15 protein-coding genes and 1 tRNA gene are annotated in these 20,840 nt (G+C 63.3%); 14 read left to right on the forward strand and 2 right to left on the reverse strand.

All coding sequences use genetic code 11. The annotated features are described in order from the left end of the window. Nucleotides 1-612: 612 nt before the first annotated feature. Nucleotides 613-1,032, forward strand: a complete 420-nt coding sequence (locus tag LRP30_RS19710; RefSeq protein ID WP_249761412.1) for a hypothetical protein — start codon at nt 613-615, stop codon at nt 1,030-1,032. 234 nt (nt 1,033-1,266) lie between these two features. Here LRP30_RS19710 and LRP30_RS19715 read toward each other — a convergent pair whose 3' ends face one another. Continuing rightward, nucleotides 1,267-1,590, reverse strand: coding sequence for a hypothetical protein (locus LRP30_RS19715; protein WP_249761413.1), 324 nt, complete (start codon nt 1,588-1,590; stop codon nt 1,267-1,269). A gap of 1,197 nt (nt 1,591-2,787) precedes the next feature. Here LRP30_RS19715 and LRP30_RS19720 point away from each other — a divergent pair. The 12 genes from LRP30_RS19720 (at nt 2,788) to LRP30_RS19775 (ending at nt 15,146) form a co-directional block, all read left to right on the forward strand. Beyond that, nucleotides 2,788-4,650 (forward strand): AAA family ATPase, encoded by a 1,863-nt coding sequence (locus tag LRP30_RS19720; protein ID WP_249761414.1) that lies wholly within the window; start codon nt 2,788-2,790, stop codon nt 4,648-4,650. Nucleotides 4,651-5,065: 415 nt separating this feature from the next. After that, the gene (locus LRP30_RS19725; RefSeq protein WP_249761415.1) at nt 5,066-5,287 is read left to right on the forward strand and encodes a hypothetical protein; all 222 of its coding nucleotides are present in this window, start codon (nt 5,066-5,068) and stop codon (nt 5,285-5,287) included. After that, nucleotides 5,284-7,053 carry a phage terminase large subunit family protein gene (locus LRP30_RS19730; RefSeq protein WP_249761416.1) on the forward strand — a complete coding sequence of 590 codons (1,770 nt, stop codon included), beginning with the start codon at nt 5,284-5,286 and terminating at the stop codon, nt 7,051-7,053. Before LRP30_RS19725 ends, LRP30_RS19730 begins: the two co-directional genes overlap by 4 nt. 212 nt (nt 7,054-7,265) lie before the next feature. Beyond that, complete coding sequence (locus tag LRP30_RS19735; protein WP_249761417.1) at nt 7,266-7,733, forward strand: hypothetical protein; 468 nt, start codon at nt 7,266-7,268, stop codon at nt 7,731-7,733. Beyond that, complete coding sequence (locus tag LRP30_RS19740; protein WP_249761418.1) at nt 7,730-9,040, forward strand: phage portal protein; 1,311 nt, start codon at nt 7,730-7,732, stop codon at nt 9,038-9,040. The genes LRP30_RS19735 and LRP30_RS19740 overlap by 4 nt, the downstream gene beginning before the upstream one ends. Further along, a complete protein-coding gene (locus LRP30_RS19745; RefSeq protein WP_249761419.1) occupies nt 9,033-10,775 on the forward strand; it encodes an HK97 family phage prohead protease in 1,743 nt (580 codons plus the stop codon). The genes LRP30_RS19740 and LRP30_RS19745 overlap by 8 nt, the downstream gene beginning before the upstream one ends. A gap of 285 nt (nt 10,776-11,060) precedes the next feature. Then, the gene (locus LRP30_RS19750; RefSeq protein WP_249761420.1) at nt 11,061-11,288 is read left to right on the forward strand and encodes a hypothetical protein; all 228 of its coding nucleotides are present in this window, start codon (nt 11,061-11,063) and stop codon (nt 11,286-11,288) included. A 1-nt stretch (nt 11,289) separates the two neighbouring features. After that, the gene (locus LRP30_RS19755) at nt 11,290-11,625 is read left to right on the forward strand and encodes a DUF2190 family protein (protein WP_249761421.1); all 336 of its coding nucleotides are present in this window, start codon (nt 11,290-11,292) and stop codon (nt 11,623-11,625) included. A 144-nt stretch (nt 11,626-11,769) separates the two neighbouring features. After that, on the forward strand, nt 11,770-11,991 hold the full coding sequence (locus tag LRP30_RS19760; protein WP_249761422.1) for a hypothetical protein: 222 nt from the start codon (nt 11,770-11,772) through the stop codon (nt 11,989-11,991). Next, nucleotides 11,978-13,813 carry a phage tail tape measure protein gene (locus LRP30_RS19765; protein WP_249761423.1) on the forward strand — a complete coding sequence of 612 codons (1,836 nt, stop codon included), beginning with the start codon at nt 11,978-11,980 and terminating at the stop codon, nt 13,811-13,813. Before LRP30_RS19760 ends, LRP30_RS19765 begins: the two co-directional genes overlap by 14 nt. Before the next feature lie 44 nt (nt 13,814-13,857). Further along, nucleotides 13,858-14,049, forward strand: a complete 192-nt coding sequence (locus LRP30_RS19770; protein WP_249761424.1) for a hypothetical protein — start codon at nt 13,858-13,860, stop codon at nt 14,047-14,049. Then, the gene (locus LRP30_RS19775; protein ID WP_249761425.1) at nt 14,046-15,146 is read left to right on the forward strand and encodes a tyrosine-type recombinase/integrase; all 1,101 of its coding nucleotides are present in this window, start codon (nt 14,046-14,048) and stop codon (nt 15,144-15,146) included. Before LRP30_RS19770 ends, LRP30_RS19775 begins: the two co-directional genes overlap by 4 nt. Nucleotides 15,147-15,148: 2 nt before the next feature. Here LRP30_RS19775 and LRP30_RS19780 read toward each other — a convergent pair. Further along, a tRNA-Arg gene (locus LRP30_RS19780) sits at nt 15,149-15,225 on the reverse strand. A 404-nt stretch (nt 15,226-15,629) separates the two neighbouring features. Between LRP30_RS19780 and LRP30_RS19785 the strand changes: the two genes are divergently transcribed. Further along, nucleotides 15,630-20,834 (forward strand): alpha-2-macroglobulin, encoded by a 5,205-nt coding sequence (locus LRP30_RS19785; protein ID WP_249761426.1) that lies wholly within the window; start codon nt 15,630-15,632, stop codon nt 20,832-20,834. Nucleotides 20,835-20,840 lie beyond the last annotated feature (6 nt).

The following is a 20,840-nucleotide window of genomic DNA, read 5'->3' on the forward strand; positions in this document are numbered from 1 at the left end:
CTTTGCAAGCTCACTCACCATCGAGACGGTGTCGCCGGCCGTGATTGCAAGGGTCACTTGAGCGCCATCTGTTGGACGGACGCGCGTCACGGTTTTTTTCTAGCGCACCAGCACTGCTATCGCGGCAATAAAACCGAGGACCAGAAGGGTGCCGGCCGCGAGGGCAACCAAATCGACCGAAGGGGTATGGAGGTGAAGGCGCATTGTTGCCTCCTACGCAGTAACGCCATGATTCAATCGGCAATCGCCAAAACAGTTCCTCTCGGACGGCGGGACGCGGCATCCAGCAATGTCCGAGTTTGCGGAACTTATAATTGATGCGCGATTGAAACGCGCACCGCCGCTCGTTGGTTGGAGGGTAATCGAAACTGTTCTCGGAGATCCCCATGACCGACGAGGATATGCTCGTACTGGCCGGATTGGCCGGCTTCGCCTGGTGGACATACGTCTTTCTGCCTCTGGTCTATTTCTATCCGGCTTAGCCTTCGGCTCGGCTGGCACGAAGACGCCGGCGGTCATCCAGTCGTTACCGATCCGGTTGACCTGGCATTTCTTGGCCAAGCGGCTCGCAAAGCTGTTGCGGCTCTGAGTGCTGTCATTCAGGTGCACCATGTGCCGGCCGCCGATATCGGAGAAATCCTTCACCTTACCCATGGCATTCGACTCGCCAACGCCTCCGAGAGGGTTGCCTTTCGCCTCGAGGCCTTCATGGGGACGCCGATCGACGGCGGAATGGCGCGCCCTGCCCGGGAGCTGGTCAAGGATCTAATCGACTTCCTCGACAGCTTGGAGGCCGATCCGGACCTTGAGCCATGGTGCGGCGTGGCTTATGGCCAGCCGCCCGGCGCCGACGAATGCGAGCCGCCGGAGGATGCCGAGCCGTCCTTGGGCAGTTTCGATCGCATCATAGATCAGGCCCACGCGTGGCGGTCGTCTGGCTATAACGACCTTGAGCAGAACGACTGTGACCGGGAGGACGATGATCCGGAAGAGGCCAAGCAGCAGTCCCCGGAGATGTGCCCATGCGCCTGATGCCGGAAGAGCGCCGCTGAGGATCTGTCCCACTCGTCCTAAAACAAGACGCTGCCGGGCTCGAAATACATGTCCCGGCAGCGTTTCATTCTCAAACTGAGCACTGAAATCCCAGTTGGTTTCGACTGTGCAATGGCCATGCCACAGGTGTGTGACACGTGCCCGCCGGTTCACGCTGGCGGGCCACCCAGGCGTACTGGCCTAGAAGGCGCATCCATGTCGGCGAATGCGCGTTTATTCGAGAACCTCATATTCGGACGCTACGTCGTCGGGGTCGTTTTCCTCGAACCATTTCTCTGCGGCATCCTGGTTAGCGAACACCTCAATGTGGTCCTTATCGCCAGCCTGCTTGCCGGTGTTGACGTATACGAAGACTGTTGGTCCGCCGCTCTCGGCTACCAGGATCAGCGCTTCCACGGCTGCTTGCCATTCCGGCGCGTCGTGCTCGGCCTTGGGAAGCCCTGCGATGTACTCACCGGCGTCGCGCAACGTCACCAGCTTGCGGCCGCCCACCTTAATCGGATCCTCGAAAGGCCGCCCCCAGCCTTGTGCAACCATGTCTATCCCCCAGCCCGGCAGGCTAGAGGGTAAGCGTGGCCGAGCGCAAGATAAGGGAAGTCGGCTCTTCGCGCGCACTTCTGGGAGCTGTACGCTGCAGCTTTGACAGTGTGCCGTCGTGGCGCCGACGTTCCCGCCTTATCTCCGAGGCCTACGACCGCACGGTTGTGGAGGAGAGCAAAATGCGCGTGTTGTCGGTGGCGTTCTTCGCGTTCGCCTCGCTGGCCCAGCTCACGCACAAGAGAAGATCAAGACGCCTGAGTCGGCGTGCAGCTACACGACAAGCCGCGGGGATACGTACACAGTGCCCGGCGGTAAGGCTCTTTGCTGGCGCGTGCCAGCGCCTTCTTATAAGGAATACACGCTGCTCCACTGTGACGGGCCGATGTTCCGGGAGCTTGTCCGGGTGAAGCGAAGCGATCCTCGCTGCGACAAATACGAAGAGCGGCAATAGGTCTCGGCTAGACCAGGACGCCGCACAGCCCCGTCTCGCGCATCTGGCCGAAGCTGATCTTGAGCGGCCGGCCGTCTGCGAGCGTAGGCGTGTGACGTTTGATCGGGCGAGGCATGCCGCCATCAAAGCGGCATCGTAAGTACCTCGCAAATTATCGATTCCTAGCGGCTCGGAATGCGCGCGAGCTACAGCCTGTCGTGGGTGTGGACAACGGCTATGCGCGTGGCTTGTTGTCGATGCACAACGTGACGGCCAGCAAGATCCAGCCGACGATATCGACAGCACTCATTGCTTCCCCCATGTCGTGAACAGAAGGCGAAAGGGCGGTGTTGCGCCCGTGTTGCGTGGAGCAGTTGGGAATGCCGCGTATCGCGTTGAAATTGCCGCAAGCGACAGAGAACGCCGCGCAACACGAAAGGGCTCGCAGAACAGAGCCGATACGCGCGTAAGATTCTGAATTATCAGGTAAAAGGCTGGCGATCCCGGCAGAACAACCATTCTAGCCTGCAACAAGGGCTTAGGCTGGCCCACCGCTCTAAAAGCGCTGATTGGCGCGTAAGGGCCATTTCGGAAATTGGCTCACCGGCAGGCCCCTAAAAAGGAAGGGGCCGCCACGGGCTATGGCGACCCCTCAACATTCTTAACAACAGCAGCCCCCGCATACAGAGCACGGGTGAAGGATGCAAGTGCATCCTCATGGATGCGCTGGGGCTGCCTCACAATCTAAGATTGAGGCGAAAGCTATGACTACCATTAGCGGGGACAGGTACGGAAACAGGCGCAGCTCAAATGGCGCTTGGCGACCTAACGAGCAGGAGGCAGCGCAGGCGGACCAGCCGCACGCGCGGAAGGCTTACTACGACGCGGACCTGACCGCTCAAGGCTACGCAATTGTAGAAACCTACGAATATACGGACCTCAACGGCCACCCGATCTATTTCTCCCGTCGCTATGAGCGCAGGAGCGTCCGCTCAAAAGCTTTCAGGCAGGGCCACTATGACGCGGCGGCGGAGAACGAATATGCGGACGCTGGCTTGGACAAGGTCCCGTACCGCTGGCCCCATCTTGTAGCGGCAGACCGCGCCGAGACTGTCTTTTGGTGCGAAGGCGAAAAGGACGCGGACACGCTCACGCGGCTTGGGCTGGTGGCAACCACAGCAGCGGGGCAAGTGCTTTCAGCAATCATCGCCAAAGCGGTCACGGACCGTCATGTTGTGGTGCTGGTGGACAATGACGACAAGGGCGAAGAGAACGCCGCTAACGCGGTCAATGCGTTCCGCCACTATGCCGCAAGCCTGCGCGTCCTGCGCCTGCCAGACCTCCCTCGCACCGAGGATGTGACATACTGGTTTAACAATGGCGGCACGGTTGAAGCGCTGTTGCGGCTGGTTGACGAAGAGCCGTGCCTCATTGCCGAGGAGCGCCGTGGTGCGATCCGCGCTTCGCGGTTTGCGCTTTGCGGTGACGATGAAATCCCTTGGCCAGACTATGTCTACGGCAACAGCTACATTCGCGGCACGCTTTCCGTCACGGCGAGCGCGGGCGGGCTTGGCAAGAGCGCGCTGCTGCTGACAGAAGCGCTTGCAATGGCCACCGGCAGGAAATTGCTCCATCCCACGCCGCAAACCCCGCTGCGCGTCTGGTACATCAATCTGGAAGACGGCGACAACGTGCTGGTGCCGCGCCTGAAGGCGGCAGCGAAGTTTCATGGCATCGCCAACGCGGACGTCGGTGATCGCCTGTTCGTGGACAACAGCAACATGAAGCTCGTTCTGGCCAGCGAAGACGAAAGGCGTCGCGCCTCGCTCAATCAGGCGGCCATCACTCGCATCATCAGGGAAATCAAGGCGAACAGGTTTGACGTCGTCATGATCGATCCCTTGGTGAGCGCGCACCAGATCAGCGAGAACGACAATAGCGCGGTCGATCTGGTGGCCAAGGCGTTGGCCCGCATAGCGCGGGAGACGAACTGCTCGTTGATGGTTTCGCACCACATGACCAAGGGGCAGGAAGCGCGGACCGCCGATAATGTGCGCGGTGCCTCTGCTCTGGTGAACGCGGCGCGCGTGGTGCGCGTCCTCAACGCAATGACGGCGGAGGAGGCAGAGCGCGCAAACGTTGATGCGGAAAGGCGCGGCTTCTACTTCCGTATGGACGACGGCAAGACCAACCTCGCACCAGCCGAAAGCAGCACGTGGTTTGAGCGCGTGAACTACGACGAGTTCAGCTTCGACGACGCGCGCAAGAACGTGGTGGTGTTGAAGCCGTTTGCCTTCACAGCGCCGGAGGCGGCGGCCCGCCTTGGCAACATGACCCAGATGGAAGTTGCAGCGGCATTCGCGGAGGGTGGCCCGTGGCGCTTCGACAGGCAGGCCCGCTCGGGATGGGCGGGCGAGCAACTAGCCATGGCGCTTGGCATCGGGGCAGAGACCAAGGCCGAAAAGGACCTGCTGCAACGTGCCCTGCGCAGCTTCGTGCAGCGCGGTTGGCTGTCCGTGTTCCGCGCGCCCGACGCCCAACGCAAGCCGCGCGAGTGGGTGAGAATGGCCAATGGTGCGCCACCTTCCGAGGGTGACGCGCGAAATGAGGGTGGCGCAAATTGCTAACCCATTGGTCAATAAGGGTTTGCGCCACCTTAAAGGTGGCGCGGCGCACCGTTTGCGCCACCTGCGCCACCCCCCTTATAGGGGTGGCAGGTGGTGGCGCACGTGGTGGCAGCGCGGGGGCACAGGCTGGGACATCGGCAGCGCGGCCCGCTGGCTCGGCTTACGCGCCCCGCTCGGCCCAACCCAGCACCGACGCCGAACAACCGCACCAGCACCGACGCCTGTCGGCTGGGTCCCCGCTGGCCCGCCCCACCACGGCGGTATCCGTCCCGGGTTTCGGCCCGCTGCAAACAAAATTACTTAACGCCCGGGTAAAACTTGGAACCCCAAAATGACCGCACAACCCCCACGGCGGGGCCGCCCGCCCACCGGCACCCCAGCCGCCCGCGACGCTTTGCTGGCGGAGCAAGCGGCCATGTACCGCATCAAACGGCAGAAGCTGGAAGGCTCCGTCATCCCGATCAACGAGGTGCAAAGCGGCTGGCGGCAAATCTGCACCGCGACCCGCGCCGCCATGCTGGCGCTGCCGACCCGGCTGGCCGCGCGCCTGCCGCACCTGAACGCGGCGGACCTCAGGACGATCGAGGATGAAATCCGTCAAGCGCTGGAGCAGCTTTCGGAAGGTGGTCGCCAATGACCCCCGCTGAACTGGTGGCCAGCGCCTTCCGCTGCTTCAAGCCACCGCCGCGCCTGAGCCTGCCCAACTGGATTGAGAAGAACGTGCGCCTGCCTGCCGGGTCAACTGCGCTACCTGGCCCGATGCGGCTATACGTCTACCAACGCGATATGGCCGCCGCGATTGGCGATCCGGAAATTGAACGTGTGACCGTCGTCAAGGGCGTGCGCATCGGCTGGACGGCGCTCCTGACCGGCGCACTCGGCCACTACGTCAAGAACGACCCAGCACCGATCATCGCTTTGTTGCCGACCGAAAGCGACTGCCGGGACTACACCACCAGCGATCTTGAGCCGACATTTGAAGCCAGCCCGGCTTTGCGCGGCATGCTCAGTGACGACCAGAAGGAAGGCGAGCGCAACACCATGCTGTCCCGCCGCTTTTCCGGCGGCAGCCTGCGCATCATCGCGGCTGGTGCACCGCGCAACCTGCGCGCCAAGACCGCCCGCATTCTGGTTGCCGACGAAGCCGACGCGATGGCCATCACGCCGGAAGGCGACCCGCTCGTGCTGGCCGAGCGCCGCACCTTATCCTTCCCGAACCGCAAAATCGTCATCGGCAGCACGCCAGTTTTCGAGGACACTTCCGCTGTGCTGCGCCGCTATGCCGAAAGCGACCAGCGCGTGTTTGAAGTGCCTTGCCCTGCGTGTGGCGCTTTCAACGAAATTCAGTGGCAGCACATCGTCTGGGAGGAGGGGCGTCCTGAAACTGCTTGCTACAAATGCCCGCACTGCCAAGCGCTGGTGGACGAGCGCCAGAAGAACCTGATGGTGATGTATGGCGAATGGCGCGCGACCAAGCCCGAGGTCAAAGGCCACGCAGGCTTCCGCATCAACTGCTTGGTCAGCCCGCTGGCGAATGCGCGCTGGGGCATACTGGCCGCCGAATTTCTGAAGGCGCAGGGCGACCCGACCAAGCTACAGGTTTTTCGCAACACCATTCTGGCTGAAGGCTGGCGGGAGCCGGGCGAAGAACTTGACGAGGCCGACCTTGCCGCGCGGCGCGAGGCGTTCAGCCTCGATGCCATCCCGCAAGAAGTGTTGCTCATCACCTGCGGCGTTGACGTGCAGGGTGACCGCCTTGAAGCCACCATCCTCGGTCACGCCAAGGACGGCGAACTGTTCATTCTGGGGCATGAGGTCATCTGGGGCGCACCAACGGACGATGAAACGTGGTTGGAGCTTGACCAGCTTCTGCAAAAGCGTTGGTCGCATCCATACGGCAACACGCTTGGCATTGACGCCACGGCGATTGATAGCGGCGGCCACTGGACGGAGAGCGTCTACAACTTCTGCTTCCCGCGCCTGCGCCGCCGTGTGCTGGCGATCAAGGGCATGCCGGGGCCGCGCCCGCTGTTGCAGGCCAGTAGCAGCGGCAAGGTGAAAAAGGGCCGCATCTTTTTGGTGGGAGTTGACACCGTCAAAGCCGCGCTGTTTTCGCGACTGAAGCGCAATCACGGCATCCGTTTTAGTCACACGCTCGAAAATGCATGGTTTGATCAGCTGTGCAGCGAGCGGCTGGTGGTGCGCTACGTCAAAGGTGTGCCGCAGCGCCGCTTTGAGCGGCTGCCGGGCAAGGAGGCCGAAGCGCTCGACGCGACCTGCTACGCCATAGCGGCGCGGCAAATCATCAGCGCTTCGCTCACTGACCGCGAGGACGCGCTAAAGGTCGAGCGCCCGCTACCTGCCAAGCCCACGGTGTTTCGCAGCAGCTTCATGCAGAGGTGAAGAAACGCCTTTTGCAGCATGCAGCAAAATTGATCCCGAAAACGCATAAAAGATGTAATCTGTAGACGCTCTCGTTCGTCGTTATGCACAGGTAACAACGCGCTGCGATCGCAAGGATATTCGCGGCAGAACACGAATTTTCTGTTTGTTTTTTTGTTGTTGTTGCCGGTCGTGCGCAAATCATTGCCTAAGCGGTCCACGGAGACCGCTGCATGTCCATCTACGAACACTTCCTTACGCACAGCGACCTGCTCAAGCTGTTGCCCGGCTTGAAGGCTCAGACCCTGCGCAACTGGTCGCGCGACGGGTTCGTTGACGTCGAAGAACGCTTCCCCGGTGTGGGCGCAGACCGCAAGTACAGCGCGCTCGGCGTGATCAAGCTCGCCGCCATGCATCAGTTGGTCGAGCTTGGCGTGGCCGTGAGCGTGGCGCGTGAAATGACGTGCGAGCTTGGGCCGAAGGTGGTTACGGCTTGGCACTTGAGCCGCGTAAGCAGTCACCATGAGCGCGTCCTTGTCTGGAAAGAAGAAGACGGCACGTACACGCTGAGCACACGCCCTCCGGTCGGTTTAGAGCGGCAGAACCTGCCCCCGGCTTACATCGTGCTCGAAATTGGCCTGCTCACCATCGAGATGCGCGAGCGAATGGAGCGGCTGCACTTGGAAGAGGATGCAGCATGAAGCTCCCCGCCGTCATCACGCGCCTGTTCAAGCGCAACTACAACGCCGCGTCCGGCTCTCCTCGCTGGCCTGCTTGGGCCACCTTGTCCGCGCCAGTAGCGCAGACGCATGCCGCCGCGCACTTGGCTGGAAGTCGCGCTGCGTTCGCGGTCGGCTCCACTCCGATGGCGGCCAGCCTTGCGAGCGTCTACACCGACGCGCTTTTCCCCGACGCGCCGTCCGTCAAGCTCGTCAACTCCAACCGCGACGTTGAGCAATCTTTCGCCAATTGGCTCGCGGCAAACACTGCCGCGCTGCGCACTCTTGTGCGCTCGCAATTCGTGAACGGCGAAGGGCTGGCCCGCATGACGGTGGACCGCAACGGCGAATTGCGGCTGCAAGTACTGAACAACGAGCAATTGGACCGCTCGATCTCCCGCGACCTTGAGAACGGTGGGCGGATCATTGCAGGCGTGGAGCTTGATGCTGCCGACAATGTGGTCGCCTACCACATTCTGCCCGACGCGATGGACCAAGCATTTACTACCATTGCTCCGGCGCGGCGCATCCCGGCCGATGACATCATCCATTTCTTCGAACAAAAAGTTGCGGGCCAGCGGCGTGGCATAAGTGAGCTTTCACCTGTCCTCACTCGCCTACATGAGCTTGAAAAGCTCTCGGATGCGCTGCTGGCCCGCGCCTCCACCGCCGCGCTCTTTGGCGGGTTTATCACCGACGCCAGCGGCACCGCCTTCGGCGATGCGAGCGCCAAGCCACCGGAAGCCGATCTAAGCCTCGAACCCGGCGCGCTTCGCGTCCTTCCGGTTGGCACCGATATTCGCTTTCCAACCATGCCGGACAACGCGGACGCGCCCGGCCTGCTCAAATCGATGCAGCGCGACATCTGCGCTGGTGTGGGCATTCCCTACACTCTCGCCACCGGAGACCTGTCCGATACGAACTACAGCAGCGGCAAACTTGGAATGGAGGCGTTCAAGCGCCGTATCAAGGCCACGCGCGCGAGCCTGCTCATTCCGCTAGTTATCGAGCCGCTGTACCGCCGCTGGGCGCTGCTGCGTCTGCTGAACGGGCAGGCCGTCAGCGTCGGCAGCGCCACCTTCCTCTTCCCGGATTGGGCGTCGATTGAGCCGAAAAAAGAGGCTGAAGCTGACGTCATCCTGCTCAACGCGGGCCTGCGCAGCCGCGCCGAGATTATCAGCGCACGTGGCCGCGATATCCAGGACGTCGATGCCGAGATCGCCGCCGATACTTTCGTACCCAAGGCTTTGCCGAGCGCGAGCCAAACACAGGAGACTGAGAATGACTAAGCTGCTGGTCCGCGAAGCTGCGGCCCTTGAGACGCGCCGCGCGCCGCTGCGGCCTTCTTCGTACAATGCAGAGGCTGGCACCATCGAGGCCATCATTTCCACCGGCGCGGCTGTGACCCGCAGTGACGCCAACGGTCAGTTCACTGAGATTTTGGACACTGCGGCGGCCGACCTGACCACGCTGCGCGGGGCTTCCGTCCTGAACAGCCATCGCCAGAACGGGCTTGAGAACATCCTCGGCACCGTTGAGGAGGCGTGGCGCGAGGGAAACAACATCGTCGCTCGCATGCGCCTTTCGAACCGCCCGGAAGTGGCCAGTCTCGTTGCGGCTGTGCGCAACGGCGAAATCAATTCGGTCAGCATCGGCTACGAGGTTTCGCAGTGGGCTGACGGCACCGACGCTAACGGCCAGCGCGTTCGTACCGCTACTCAGTGGAAAATTCGTGAGGTCAGCTTCGTCGCGGTGCCCGCCGATCCGCACGCCCGCACGCGCGGCGCTACCAATGGCCTCATCCGCTCCCTCGGTCAGCAGGCTGGCGTTTCGCAGGCCACCATCGACGGCCTAATCGATCGCGGGGCGACCGAAGCGGAAGCTCGCTCAGCGATCCTCGATGAACTTTTGCAAAGGAGCAACACCACCGTGATCCGCACTTCCCACAACATCCACACCATGGACAACAGCGAGGCTTTCGTCCGCGCGGTTGGTGGTGCGCTGTACGCCCGCGTCGAAGCCAGCTACCAGCCGGACGGAGCCGAGCGCCAGTATGTCGGCCACACCATGCTCGACGTGGCCCGCGAGGTCCTGCGCCGCAGCGGCTTGAGCACGACCGGCCTTGCCGCCAGCGCGCTTATCGAGCGTGCTCTGACCACCAGCGACTTCCCGCAGATCTTGGCCAACACCGTGGGCCGCACCCTGCGCGCGTCCTACGGCCAGCCCGCCAGCGGCATTCGCCAGCTTGCCCGCCAGACCACCGCGAACGACTTCCGCGCCAAGACCAAGCTGATGCTGGACAGCGCTGGCGTCACGCTGGAGAAGGTGAACGAGCACGGCGAGTTCAAGAGCGGTTCTCTGGTGGAGGCCGGCGAGAGCTACAAGCTGGCCACCTTCGGTCGCATCATCTCGTTCACGCGGCAGGCTATCGTCAACGACGACCTTGGCGCGTTCACCGACATTGCCCGCCGCTTGGGCTTGGCCGCGCAGGCGTTCGAGGCGCAGCAGTTGGTTGACCTGCTCCAGTCGAATGCTGGCGTGGGCCCGAACATGTCCGACGGCAAGGCGCTGCACCACGTCGATCACGGCAACATTGCCGCCGTAGGCGGACCGCTTAACCTCACCACGCTCAGCGCAGCGCGCTTGGCGATGCGCAAGCAGACCGGCCCAGCTGGTGCGCTTATCACCGTCACGCCGCGATACCTACTCGTGCCGAGTGATCTGGAAACGAGCGCCGAAAGCTGGCTCACCGAAATCCATGCGACGACCACGGCCGACGTGAACCCGTTCAGCCGCCTCAGCCTCGTTGTTGAGCCGCGCCTGACCAGTGCAACCCGCTGGTGGCTGGCGGCCGACAAGGCGGAAGTGGATGGCCTGGAATACGCCCACCTTGCTGGCGCTCCCGGCCCGCAGACCGAGAGCCGCGCTGGCTTTGAAGTCGATGGCGTTCAGACCAAGGTCCGCTTGGACTTCGGCGCTGGCTTCGTTGACTGGCGCGGCTGGTACACGAACGCAGGGCAGTAAGTCCGTGGGCGTCCTGATCGACCTCACAGGCCGTAGCGTCGGAAAGCTGACAGTGATGCGCCGCGAAGGCTTCGAGGTTCACGGCGGCGGCAAGCAGCCCTATTGGGCTTGCCGCTGCGACTGTGGGCGATGGACGCGGGTCGCAGGCTTCAACCTGCGCAAGCAGCACACGCTTAGTTGCGGCTGCCTGAACGGTGAAGTTCAGCAAGCTCGCGCAAGGCATGAAGGCACAAGGAAAGGACCGCGACGAGACAAGCGCGGGCGAGGGAAAGGACCGAGAGCGCCATGGCTGACCTAGCAACTCTCCAGTCCGAGCTTGAAACGCTCAAGGGCGCGCTACGCTCCGGCGAAAGGCGCGTCCGCTACGCCGGGCCCAATGGCGAGCGCGAAGTGGAATACCGCAGCGTCGATGACTTGATGAAGGCCATCGCCGCCACCGAAGCAGAAATCGCAGCGCTTACGGGCGCTGCGCAAGTCCGCACCATCAACGTTAGATCGAAAGGCTGGTTTTAAAATGAAGAACTACATCCAAGAAGGCAAAATGGTGACCGCGACCGCACCGGCTGGCGGCACCGTCAGCGGTACGGCCTACGTCATCGGCAGCCTGTTCGGCGTCGCCGCCACCACTCAGGCGGCTGGCGAGGACGTGGAGATCGCCACGGTTGGCGTTTTCGAGCTTCCCAAGGTCGCTGCTCAGGCGTGGGCCGCTCCGTTCGCAGCCGTCTATTGGGATAACGCGGCCAAGAACGTCACCAACGTCGCGGCGGGCAACACCAAGATCGGCATCAACATGAAGGCGCAGGGCGCGGCCGACACCGTCGCGCGCATCAGGCTGAACGGTACTTTCTGAGCGTGCGTCCTTAGAGGGCGACGCGGCCCGTCCGACAACGGAAAGCAGACCTCCCGGCACGCTCAGAGGATGGGGTTTCCTCCATCCGTCCAACATCGGGTCAAGGTAGGCAAGGCCGCACTTAACACAGCAGGGCAAGCAGCAATGAACAACATCCACGAAGTCATCAAGACGCGGGCGCTCGCAGCGCTGCGCGCAGACAAGCTCCCCACCGACCAGTGGGCGCTCAAGAACCGCGTGGGCGTCACGGTGCTGGCGGTCAGCACAGAACTTTTCAAAGAGTGTGTGGACGTTCGCCTCACCAAGACGGACCACAAGTCAATCCACCGCGACATCATGAAGGAACTGGCACATGCAAACCATTGAAGCTCGCGCCATACTGTCAGCGAAGGATGCGACTGGTGGTGTCTTCAGCCAGATCGCCGGCAAGATCGCAGGCATGAACCGCGCCGCGCAAGCAGCCAACCGCGCCACCATGATGACCTCTGGCGTGGCAGCGCGTGCCAGCCGCGCCGCAGAGATGGCTAACGGTGCCGTCATTGGGGCGGCCGGGCGCTTCCTCGGGCCCGCCGCGCTCGCCGCTGGTAGTGTGGCGGCTTACAAGAGCTTCGCCGCGACGGACCTGCAAATCCGCCGCATCGGCATCACGGCCGACGCCACCGAGCAGGAGGTGGCCACGCTTGGCAATACGTTGCGTGATGTTGCGTTCGCGTCCGGCCAGTCGTTCGAAAAGGCCACCAAGGGGCTTGAAAGCCTCGTGGCTGGTGGCATGGACCTGAAGGAAGCGCTGCCCGCCATTCCCGCTATCGCCCAAACCGCGCAGGCGGCTGGGGCGGAAGTTGAGGACATGGCCACCACCACGCTTGCGCTCAACCAGAACCTTGGCATCGCCACCGACAAGATGCAGGGCGCTTTCGACGTGCTGGTGAAGGGCGGCAAGGCGGGCAAGTTCGAGTTGAAGGATATGGCCCGTTACTTCCCCTCCATTGCGCCTGCCGCCGTGGCCGCTGGCATGAAGGGCGAAGAGGGGCTGATGCGCATTGTGGCCGCGCTTCAGACCATCAGGAACGGCACTGGCACCACCGAGGAGGCGGCATCCAGCATGCAAAACATCTTCGCCAAGATGGAAAGCGAAGAGACGACCAAGAAGTTCAGTAAGTTCGGTATCGACCTGCGCAAGGAGATGGCCAAGGCGCGCAAGGAAGGCAAAGACCTGCTGGAGGTCTTCACCGACCTGAGCGACAACGCGATCAAGGGCGACCTGAGCAAAGTCCCGCAGCTGTTCAGCGACATGGAGTTCGCACGCGGCATGCGGGCGCTGCTCAGCTACAAGGACCTGAACAAGAAGGTCATGGGCGAGTTGCGGCAGGCGGCTGGCAGCACCGCGCAGGACTTCGCCAAGGTGATGAACACGCCGGCCATCGCCATGGCGCGCCTGACGGAAAGCGTCAATAGAAGCGTGACTGCCGTCGGGGCCGCGCTTGAGCAACTGCCGAAGATGTTCAACAAGTCCGGAAAGGGCTTGTCCGACTTCATCACTGAAAAGTCCAAGGAGATCGAGGAGAAGGGCCTGCTGGGCATCCTGCCGGAAGCCGATCAGAAGGACATACAGGCGATCAAGAACGTGTATGACTTCCTCACCTCCGAAAAGAAGCAGCTTGAGTTCGGCCTGCGCGAGCGCGGCGATGAAGGCTTCGGCGGCAAGCCCATGGACCCGGACACCGGCAGGCGCAGGCTGCGCCTGTTTGATCTTCAGCGCCTCGAACAGCTTGAGGAAAACCTCAAGCACATCCCTTCAATCGTGGACGAGCTAGAAGCGAACAGGGCCAAGTATCAGGAGATGCCGCTCCCGCCCGGCAGCTTCCCGCTGCCCGCTCGCGACCCGCGCAAGCGCCCTGGCTACGTGCCGGAGCCAGTGGCCGACCCGCGCAAGCAGGGCTATGGCAGCGAAATGCCGCCCGTGCAGCCGCTCGAAGTCAAGACCGACGTCACGGGCACTGTGGAGGGCAAGGCCGAAGTCATCGTCAAGGTGGAGGCTGGCAGCGAACTGTTGCGCATCGTGGACAACGTCAAGAACGCGGTAGCGAACTTGGCGGGCAAGATCGCTGCCAACGGGCCCGGCAGCACTGGCAAGTCCAGCCCCGATGCCGCGCCCAACAGCCTCAACACCGGCATGCCGCTTCCGTAACAGCCAAGGCTGTCAAAGCAGACGACTCGGTCTAGGTCGCACCAATGTCTCGCGGGAATTATAAGTTCAAGCAAAGCGATATCGTCCGCGCCGTTAAGGCTGCGCGGGCGGCTGGGCTTGACCCGCGTGGCGTTGAGATCGATCCGAACGGCACGCTCCGCGTCCTTTTCAACGGCACCGACGCTCAAATAAAACAAACAAACAGCGTCAACCCTTGGGACAACGTATTGAAATGAAGCGCAAAAACCCGCCGCACGTGCACGAGTTCAAGAGCCGTCACGGCAAAATTGTTTTCTATTATCGCCGCCCCGGGCAGAAGAAGGTGCGGCTAAAGATCGACGAGGGCGTGTTGCCTTGGTCGCCCGCGTTCATGGAAGCCTATGAACAGGCGAAGGGCAGCGGAGCGCAGTTGGCGCTTGGGGCAGGGCGCACCATACCGGGCACGGTCAACGCCGGGCTGGTGAGCTATTACCAGTCCGTCGCCTTCACCAAGGGGCTGGCGACCACCACGCAGAAGAACCGCCGCGCCATCCTCGAAAACTTCCGAAAGGACCACGGCGACAAACCCATTGCGCTGATGCGCGCGCAGCACATGCAGGCCATCATCAGCGACAAGACGCCAGCCGCGCAGCGCAACTGGATTAAAGCAATGCGCGGCTTTATCGACCATTGCATGGCAGTCGGCATGATCAAGACCGACCCGTTGGTTGGCCTCAAGCTCGCGAAGATGAAAAAGTCTGGCGGCTTCCACACATGGACGGAGGACGAGATCACCAAATACAGGGAGCGGCACAAGTCCGGCACCAAGGCGCGGCTTGCGTTAGAACTGATTTTGCAGACAGGCCACGCCAGAGCGGATGCAGTCAGGATGGGCCGCCAGCATATCAAGAGCGGCAAGCTTTCAATGCGGCGGCAAAAGACTGGCGTGCAATTCGATATTCCGCTGCTGCCGGATTTGGTCGCGGAGCTCGCGCACCATAAGGCGGAGCAACTCTGCTATTTGACAACGGATTACGGCAAGCCGTTCACGGCGGCGGGCTTTGGCAATTGGTTTGCCGACCGCTGTAGGGAGGCCAAGGTGCCGGGCAGGGCGCACGGGCTGCGCAAGGCAGCCGCTGTCCAGCACGCGCTCAACGGAGCCACCGCGCCCGAACTGATGGCATGGTTCGGCTGGAAGACCATCGGCGAGGCGCAGCGGTACATCGAAGAGGCCAACCGCATCCGGCTGGCGGAGAGCGCAGGGGCCAAAATGCGAACAACCATTGGCCCACCTTCCAACCCGGTGAGCCAAAATGCAGCGCAACCCATTGTAATCACAGGAGGCGAAAAGTGAGATGGCGATCCCGGCAGGACTCGAACCTGCAACCCGCGGAGTAGAAATCCGCTACTCTATCCAGTTGAGCTACGGGACCGTCTTCGGCCGCCCCGGTTCGGGGGCTGGCTGTTCATCTACCATGCCAATATGAAAAATCTGGCGTTTCGCCAAGTCTGAACCGAACCGTTTTCCTCAGAGCCGCGACAAAGCGGAACGGTGGGGTGTCAGGGTGCCGGGTTGAGCGGCAGTGTACTGGACGATGGATCACATCGCCGGGAGCGCTGGCTAGCTTCCGGGACACGGCCACCGGTCGACTGGTCTGGTATTGCTGCGCCATCAACACGGCGTGCGCGGCGGTATCTTGATCGGTCTCCTCTGGGCTTGCCTTGTCATGGCGAATGCGACGATTTGCACCTTTGGTTCCATCGCCTTGAGTCCGTCACCATTCCGCGCATTTCATTTACCGCCGCGGCGTTCGTCCGCGATTTCCGGGAGTCCATCATGATCGGTCTGATCCGCGCCGTCACACTCTGCGCCACGCTGGCGCTCGGCCTTAGCGCAGCACAGGCCGCCGACAAGGCGTTCAAGCGCGACGATCTCGCCGATTCCGCGATCAAGCTGGAGGCCCAGATCAAGAGCGAAGCGGGCCCGGTCGCCAAGACCAGCGCGACGCTGCGTACCGATGCCGACGCCGCCTTCCGGCGCAACGACTATCGCACCGGCCTCTCGGTGCTCGGGCAGATCGCGGCGACCACGCCGGATGATGCCGGCAACTGGCTGCGGCTCGCCAAGGTCATCTTCCAGATCTCGCCGAAGACGTCGAGCGAGCAGACGTTCCTCTGGGAGCGTGCCTCGACTGCCGCCTATATCGCCTATACGCGCGCCGGCAATCCGGGCGAGGAGTCCGACGCGCTCGCCGTGCTCGGCAAGTCGCTGGCCGAACGCAAGCTGTGGCGGCCGGCGCTGGATGCGATGCGGCTGTCCCTGGACATGCGCGAGGTCGCCGAAGTCCGCGGCCAGTATGAGAAGCTGCGCGACGAGCATGGTTTCCGGCTGCTCGACTATACCGTGGACTCGGATTCGGCGAGCCCGCGCGCTTGCTTCCAGTTCTCGGAAGAGCTCGCCAAGCGCACCGACTTCGCGCCGTTCCTGGCGCTGGCGGGGCAGGACAAGCCGGCGCTGTCGGCCGAAGGCAAGCAGCTCTGCGTCGACGGGCTGAAGCACGGCGAGCGCTACAACATCAATCTGCGCGCCGGCCTGCCGTCGGCCGTGAAGGAGGGCCTGCCGAAATCGGCCGAGTTCAACGTCTATGTGCGCGACCGAAAACCCTTCGTGCGCTTCACTAGCCGCGCCTATGTGCTGCCCAGAACCGGCCAGCGCGGCATTCCCGTGGTCAGCGTCAACACGCCCGCGGTCAGCATCAACGTGTTCCGCATCGGCGACCGCAACCTGATCAACACGGTCGTCGACAGCGACTTCCAGAAGACGCTGTCGAAATATCAGCTCTCAGATCTCGGCGATGAGCGCGGCGTCAAGGTCTGGTCCGGCGAGCTTGCGACCGCGATGACGCTGAACCAGGACGTCACCACGGCTTTCCCGGTCGACCAGGCGCTCGGCGAGCTCCAGCCCGGTGTGTACGTCATGACCGCTGCGGCCAAGGGGCCGGGCTCCAACGACGAGTACCAGCTCGCCACGCAATGGTTCATCGTCTCCGACCTCGGCGTGTCGGCCTATTCCGGCAATGACGGCATCCACGTCTTCGTCAACTCGCTGGCCTCGACCGATCCGGTCGGCAAGGCCGAGGTGCGCCTGGTTGCCCGCAACAATGAGATTTTGGCCACCCGCAAGACCGACGACAGCGGCCATGTGCTGTTCGAGGCGGGGCTCGCGCGCGGCGAGGGCGGGCTGTCGCCGGCGCTGCTGACGGTCACGGGCGAGAAGGCCGATTATGCCTTCCTCAGCCTGAAGACCTCCGCCTTTGACTTGTCTGACCGCGGCGTCTCGGGGCGCGCAGTCCCGGCCGGCGCAGATGCCTTCGTCTATGCCGAGCGTGGCGTCTACCGTTCCAGCGAGACCGTCTATCTCACCGCGCTGCTGCGTGACGGGCAGGGCAATGCGGTCACCGGGGGGCCACTGACGCTGGTGATCGAGCGTCCCGACGGCGTCGAATTCCGCCGCGCTGTGCTGTCCGACCAGGGTGCCGGCGGCCGCACCCTCGCCGTGCCGCTCAACTCGGCCGTCCCGACCGGGACCTGGCGGGTGCGCGCCTTTACCGACCCAAAGGGCACATCGGTCGGCGAGACCACCTTCATGGTCGAGGATTACGTCCCTGATCGGATCGAATTCGACTTGTCCGCCAAGGACAAGCTGATCAAAGCTAATGCTCCAGTGGAGCTGAAGGCGGACGGTCATTTCCTCTATGGCGCGCCGGCTTCGGGCCTCCAGCTCGAAGGTGATATGTTGGTCGCCCCCGCGAGCCAGCGCCCGGGCTTTGCCGGCTACCAGTTCGGCGTCGACGACGAGGAGACGACCTCGAACGAGCGCACGCCGCTGGAGAACCTGCCCGAAGCTGACGCCAACGGCGTTGCGACCTTCCCGGTGACGCTGGACAAGCAGCCGGCCTCGACGCGGCCGCAGGAGGCACAGATCTTCGTCCGCATGGTCGAGACCGGCGGCCGTGCCGTCGAACGCAAGCTCGTGCTGCCGATCGCGCCGGCGACCGCCATGATCGGCGTCAAGACGCTGTTCGGCGACAAGAACGTCGCCGAGGGCGACAAGGCCGAGTTCGACGTCGTGTTCGTCTCGCCCGATGGTAAGACACTCGCCCGCGATGGCCTGCGCTACGAGCTCCTGAAGATGGAATCGCGCTACCAGTGGTACCGCCAGAACAATTACTGGGAGTACGAGCCGGTCAAGTCGACCTCGCGCGTTGCCGATGGTGATGTCGTGATCGCCGCCGACAAACCGTCGCGGATTTCGCTGAACCCCCAGCCCGGCCGCTATCGGCTGGATGTGAAGTCGAACGACGCTGACGGCCCGGTGACTTCGGTGCAGTTCGACGTCGGCTGGTATTCCGACGGCAGCGCCGACACGCCGGACCTGTTGGAGACCTCGATCGACAAGCCACAATACGCCTCCGGCGACACCATGACGGTGTCCGTCAATGTGCGCAGCGCCGGCAAGCTGACTATCAACGTGCTCGGCGATCGCCTGCTGACGACGCAGACCATCGACGTCAAGGAAGGCACCGCGCAGGTGAAGCTTCCAATCGGCAAGGACTGGGGCACCGGCGCCTATGTGGTGGCGACGCTGCGCCGTCCGCTCGATGCGGCCGCCCAGCGCATGCCGGGCCGGGCGATCGGCCTGAAATGGTTCGGCATCGACAAGCAGACCCGCACACTCCAGGTGAAGCTGACGCCACCGGCGCTGATCCGGCCGAATTCGACCCTGAAGATCCCGGTTAGGCTTGACGGACTCAATCCGGGCGAGGACGCCAAGGTCGTCGTCGTCGCGGTCGATGTCGGCATCCTCAACCTCACCAACTACAAGCCGCCGGCACCGGATGAATACTATCTCGGCCAGCGCCGCCTGAGCGCCGAGATCCGCGATCTCTACGGCCAGCTGATCGACGGCATGTCGGGCACGCGCGGTCAGATCAAGTCCGGCGGCGATGCCGGTGCGGGCGAACTTCAGGGCTCGCCGCCCACGCAGAAGCCGCTGGCCCTGTATTCGGGCATCGTCACCGTTGCTGCTGATGGCACAGCCGAGGTGAGCTTCGACATTCCGGAGTTCGCCGGCACCGCGCGCGTGATGGCGGTGGCGTGGACCGCCACGAAACTCGGTCGCGCCAACACCGATGTCGTGATCCGCGATCCCGTGGTGCTGACGACGACCCTGCCGCGCTTCCTGCTCAACGGCGACCGCGGCACGGTCAATCTCGAGATCGACAATGTCGAGGGCCAGGCCGGCGACTACGTTATCAACGTGAAGACAGCCGGCCCGGTGAAGATGACCGGCAACCCCGCGACCACAGTCAAGCTCGCCGCCAAGCAGCGCAACGCGTTCTCGCTGGCCATCGACGCGACGGCGGCGGGGCAGGCCACGCTCGACGTAGATATCAAGGGACCGAACGGCCTTACGCTCGCGCGTCACTATGCGCTCGACGTCAAAGCAGCGACGCAGGTGCTGGCACGGCGTTCGATCCGCACGCTGGCGAAGGGCGAGAGCCTGACGCTGACGCCGGACATGTTCTCCGACCTCGTGCCGGGCACCGGCAGCGTCTCGGTCTCGGCGAGCCTGTCAACCGCGCTCGATGCGGCGACGATCCTGAAAGCGCTCGACCGCTATCCCTATGGCTGCTCGGAGCAGATCACGAGCCGCGCGATGCCGCTGCTCTACGTCAACGATCTCGCCGCCGGCGCGCACCTCGCCATGGACACCGAGGTTGACCAGCGCATCCGCGACGCGATCGAGCGGCTCTTGGCGCGCCAGGGTTCGAACGGCTCGTTCGGACTGTGGTTGGCGGGCGGCGACGATGCCTGGTTGGATGCCTATGTGACGGACTTCCTGACCCGCGCCCGCGAAAAGGGCTTTGCGGTGCCGGATGTGCTGTTCAAGAATGCGCTCGACCGCATCCGCAACTCCGTCGTCAATGCCAACGAGCCGGAGAAGGACGGTGGCCGCGAGCTCGCCTATGGCCTCTATGTGCTCGCACGCAATGGCGCAGCTCCCATCGGCGATCTCCGCTATCTCGCCGATACCAAGCTGAGCAACCTCGCAACCCCAATCGCGAAGTCGCAGCTTGCGGCGGCGCTGGCGCTGGTCGGCGACCGCAACCGCGCGGAACGCGTCTATGGCGCAGCCCTCGACAGTCTCGCGCCAAAACCGGTGCTGGAGTTCGGCCGCACCGACTATGGCTCGCAGCTTCGCGATGCCGCGGCGCTGGTGTCGCTCGCCAGTGAAGGCAACGCGCCGAAGGCAACGCTGACGCAGGCGGTATCGCGGGTCGAGACCGCGCGCGGGCTCACGCCCTACACCTCCACGCAGGAGAATGCTTGGCTGGTGCTGGCGGCGCGGGCGCTGGCCAAGGAGAACTTGTCCATGGAAGTGGACGGCCAGCCGGTCAAGACCGCGCTCTATCGCAGTTACAAGGCCGCGACGCTGGAGGGCAAGCCGCTGAAGATCACCAACACCGGCGATGCGCCAGTGCAGGCGGTGGTCTCGGTGTCGGGCTCGCCGGTCACGCCGGAGCCGGCGGCGTCGAACGGCTTCAAGATCGAGCGCAATTACTTCACGCTCGACGGCAAGCCCGCCGACATCAGCAAGGTCAGGCAGAACCAGCGCTTTGCGGTGGTGCTGAAGATCACCGAGGCGAAGCCCGAATACGGCCACATCATGGTGTCGGACTATCTGCCGGCGGGTCTCGAGATCGACAATCCGAAGCTGGTCTCCTCCGGCGACAGCGGCACGCTGGACTGGATCGAGGATGGCGAGGAGCCTGAAGACACCGAATTCCGCGACGACCGCTTCACCGCGGCGGTCGACCGCGCCTCGGATTCCAAATCGGTCTTCACCGTCGCCTATGTCGTGCGTGCGGTCTCGCCCGGCAAATACGTGCTGCCGCAGGCCTATGTCGAGGACATGTATAATCCCTCGCGCTACGGCCGCACCGGGACGGGGACCGTCGAGGTGCGGGCGGCGAAGTGAGTGAGA

The sequence above is a fragment of the Bradyrhizobium sp. C-145 genome (assembly GCF_023375135.1).
Classification (GTDB): domain Bacteria; phylum Pseudomonadota; class Alphaproteobacteria; order Rhizobiales; family Xanthobacteraceae; genus Bradyrhizobium; species Bradyrhizobium zhanjiangense.

What these genes read in the sequence shown, in the direction of transcription:
- LRP30_RS19715 (WP_249761413.1), bottom strand. Translation starts at nt 1,590, where the DNA reads ATGGTTGCACAAGGCTGGGGGCGGCCTTTCGAGGATCCGATTAAGGTG.
- LRP30_RS19745 (WP_249761419.1), top strand. Translation starts at nt 9,033, where the DNA reads ATGACTAAGCTGCTGGTCCGCGAAGCTGCGGCCCTTGAGACGCGCCGC.
- LRP30_RS19760 (WP_249761422.1), top strand. Translation starts at nt 11,770, where the DNA reads ATGAACAACATCCACGAAGTCATCAAGACGCGGGCGCTCGCAGCGCTG.
- LRP30_RS19730 (WP_249761416.1), top strand. Translation starts at nt 5,284, where the DNA reads ATGACCCCCGCTGAACTGGTGGCCAGCGCCTTCCGCTGCTTCAAGCCA.
- LRP30_RS19770 (WP_249761424.1), top strand. Translation starts at nt 13,858, where the DNA reads ATGTCTCGCGGGAATTATAAGTTCAAGCAAAGCGATATCGTCCGCGCC.
- LRP30_RS19765 (WP_249761423.1), top strand. Translation starts at nt 11,978, where the DNA reads ATGCAAACCATTGAAGCTCGCGCCATACTGTCAGCGAAGGATGCGACT.
- LRP30_RS19735 (WP_249761417.1), top strand. Translation starts at nt 7,266, where the DNA reads ATGTCCATCTACGAACACTTCCTTACGCACAGCGACCTGCTCAAGCTG.
- LRP30_RS19775 (WP_249761425.1), top strand. Translation starts at nt 14,046, where the DNA reads ATGAAGCGCAAAAACCCGCCGCACGTGCACGAGTTCAAGAGCCGTCAC.
- LRP30_RS19720 (WP_249761414.1), top strand. Translation starts at nt 2,788, where the DNA reads ATGACTACCATTAGCGGGGACAGGTACGGAAACAGGCGCAGCTCAAAT.
- LRP30_RS19740 (WP_249761418.1), top strand. Translation starts at nt 7,730, where the DNA reads ATGAAGCTCCCCGCCGTCATCACGCGCCTGTTCAAGCGCAACTACAAC.
- LRP30_RS19750 (WP_249761420.1), top strand. Translation starts at nt 11,061, where the DNA reads ATGGCTGACCTAGCAACTCTCCAGTCCGAGCTTGAAACGCTCAAGGGC.
- LRP30_RS19785 (WP_249761426.1), top strand. Translation starts at nt 15,630, where the DNA reads ATGATCGGTCTGATCCGCGCCGTCACACTCTGCGCCACGCTGGCGCTC.
- LRP30_RS19725 (WP_249761415.1), top strand. Translation starts at nt 5,066, where the DNA reads ATGTACCGCATCAAACGGCAGAAGCTGGAAGGCTCCGTCATCCCGATC.
- LRP30_RS19755 (WP_249761421.1), top strand. Translation starts at nt 11,290, where the DNA reads ATGAAGAACTACATCCAAGAAGGCAAAATGGTGACCGCGACCGCACCG.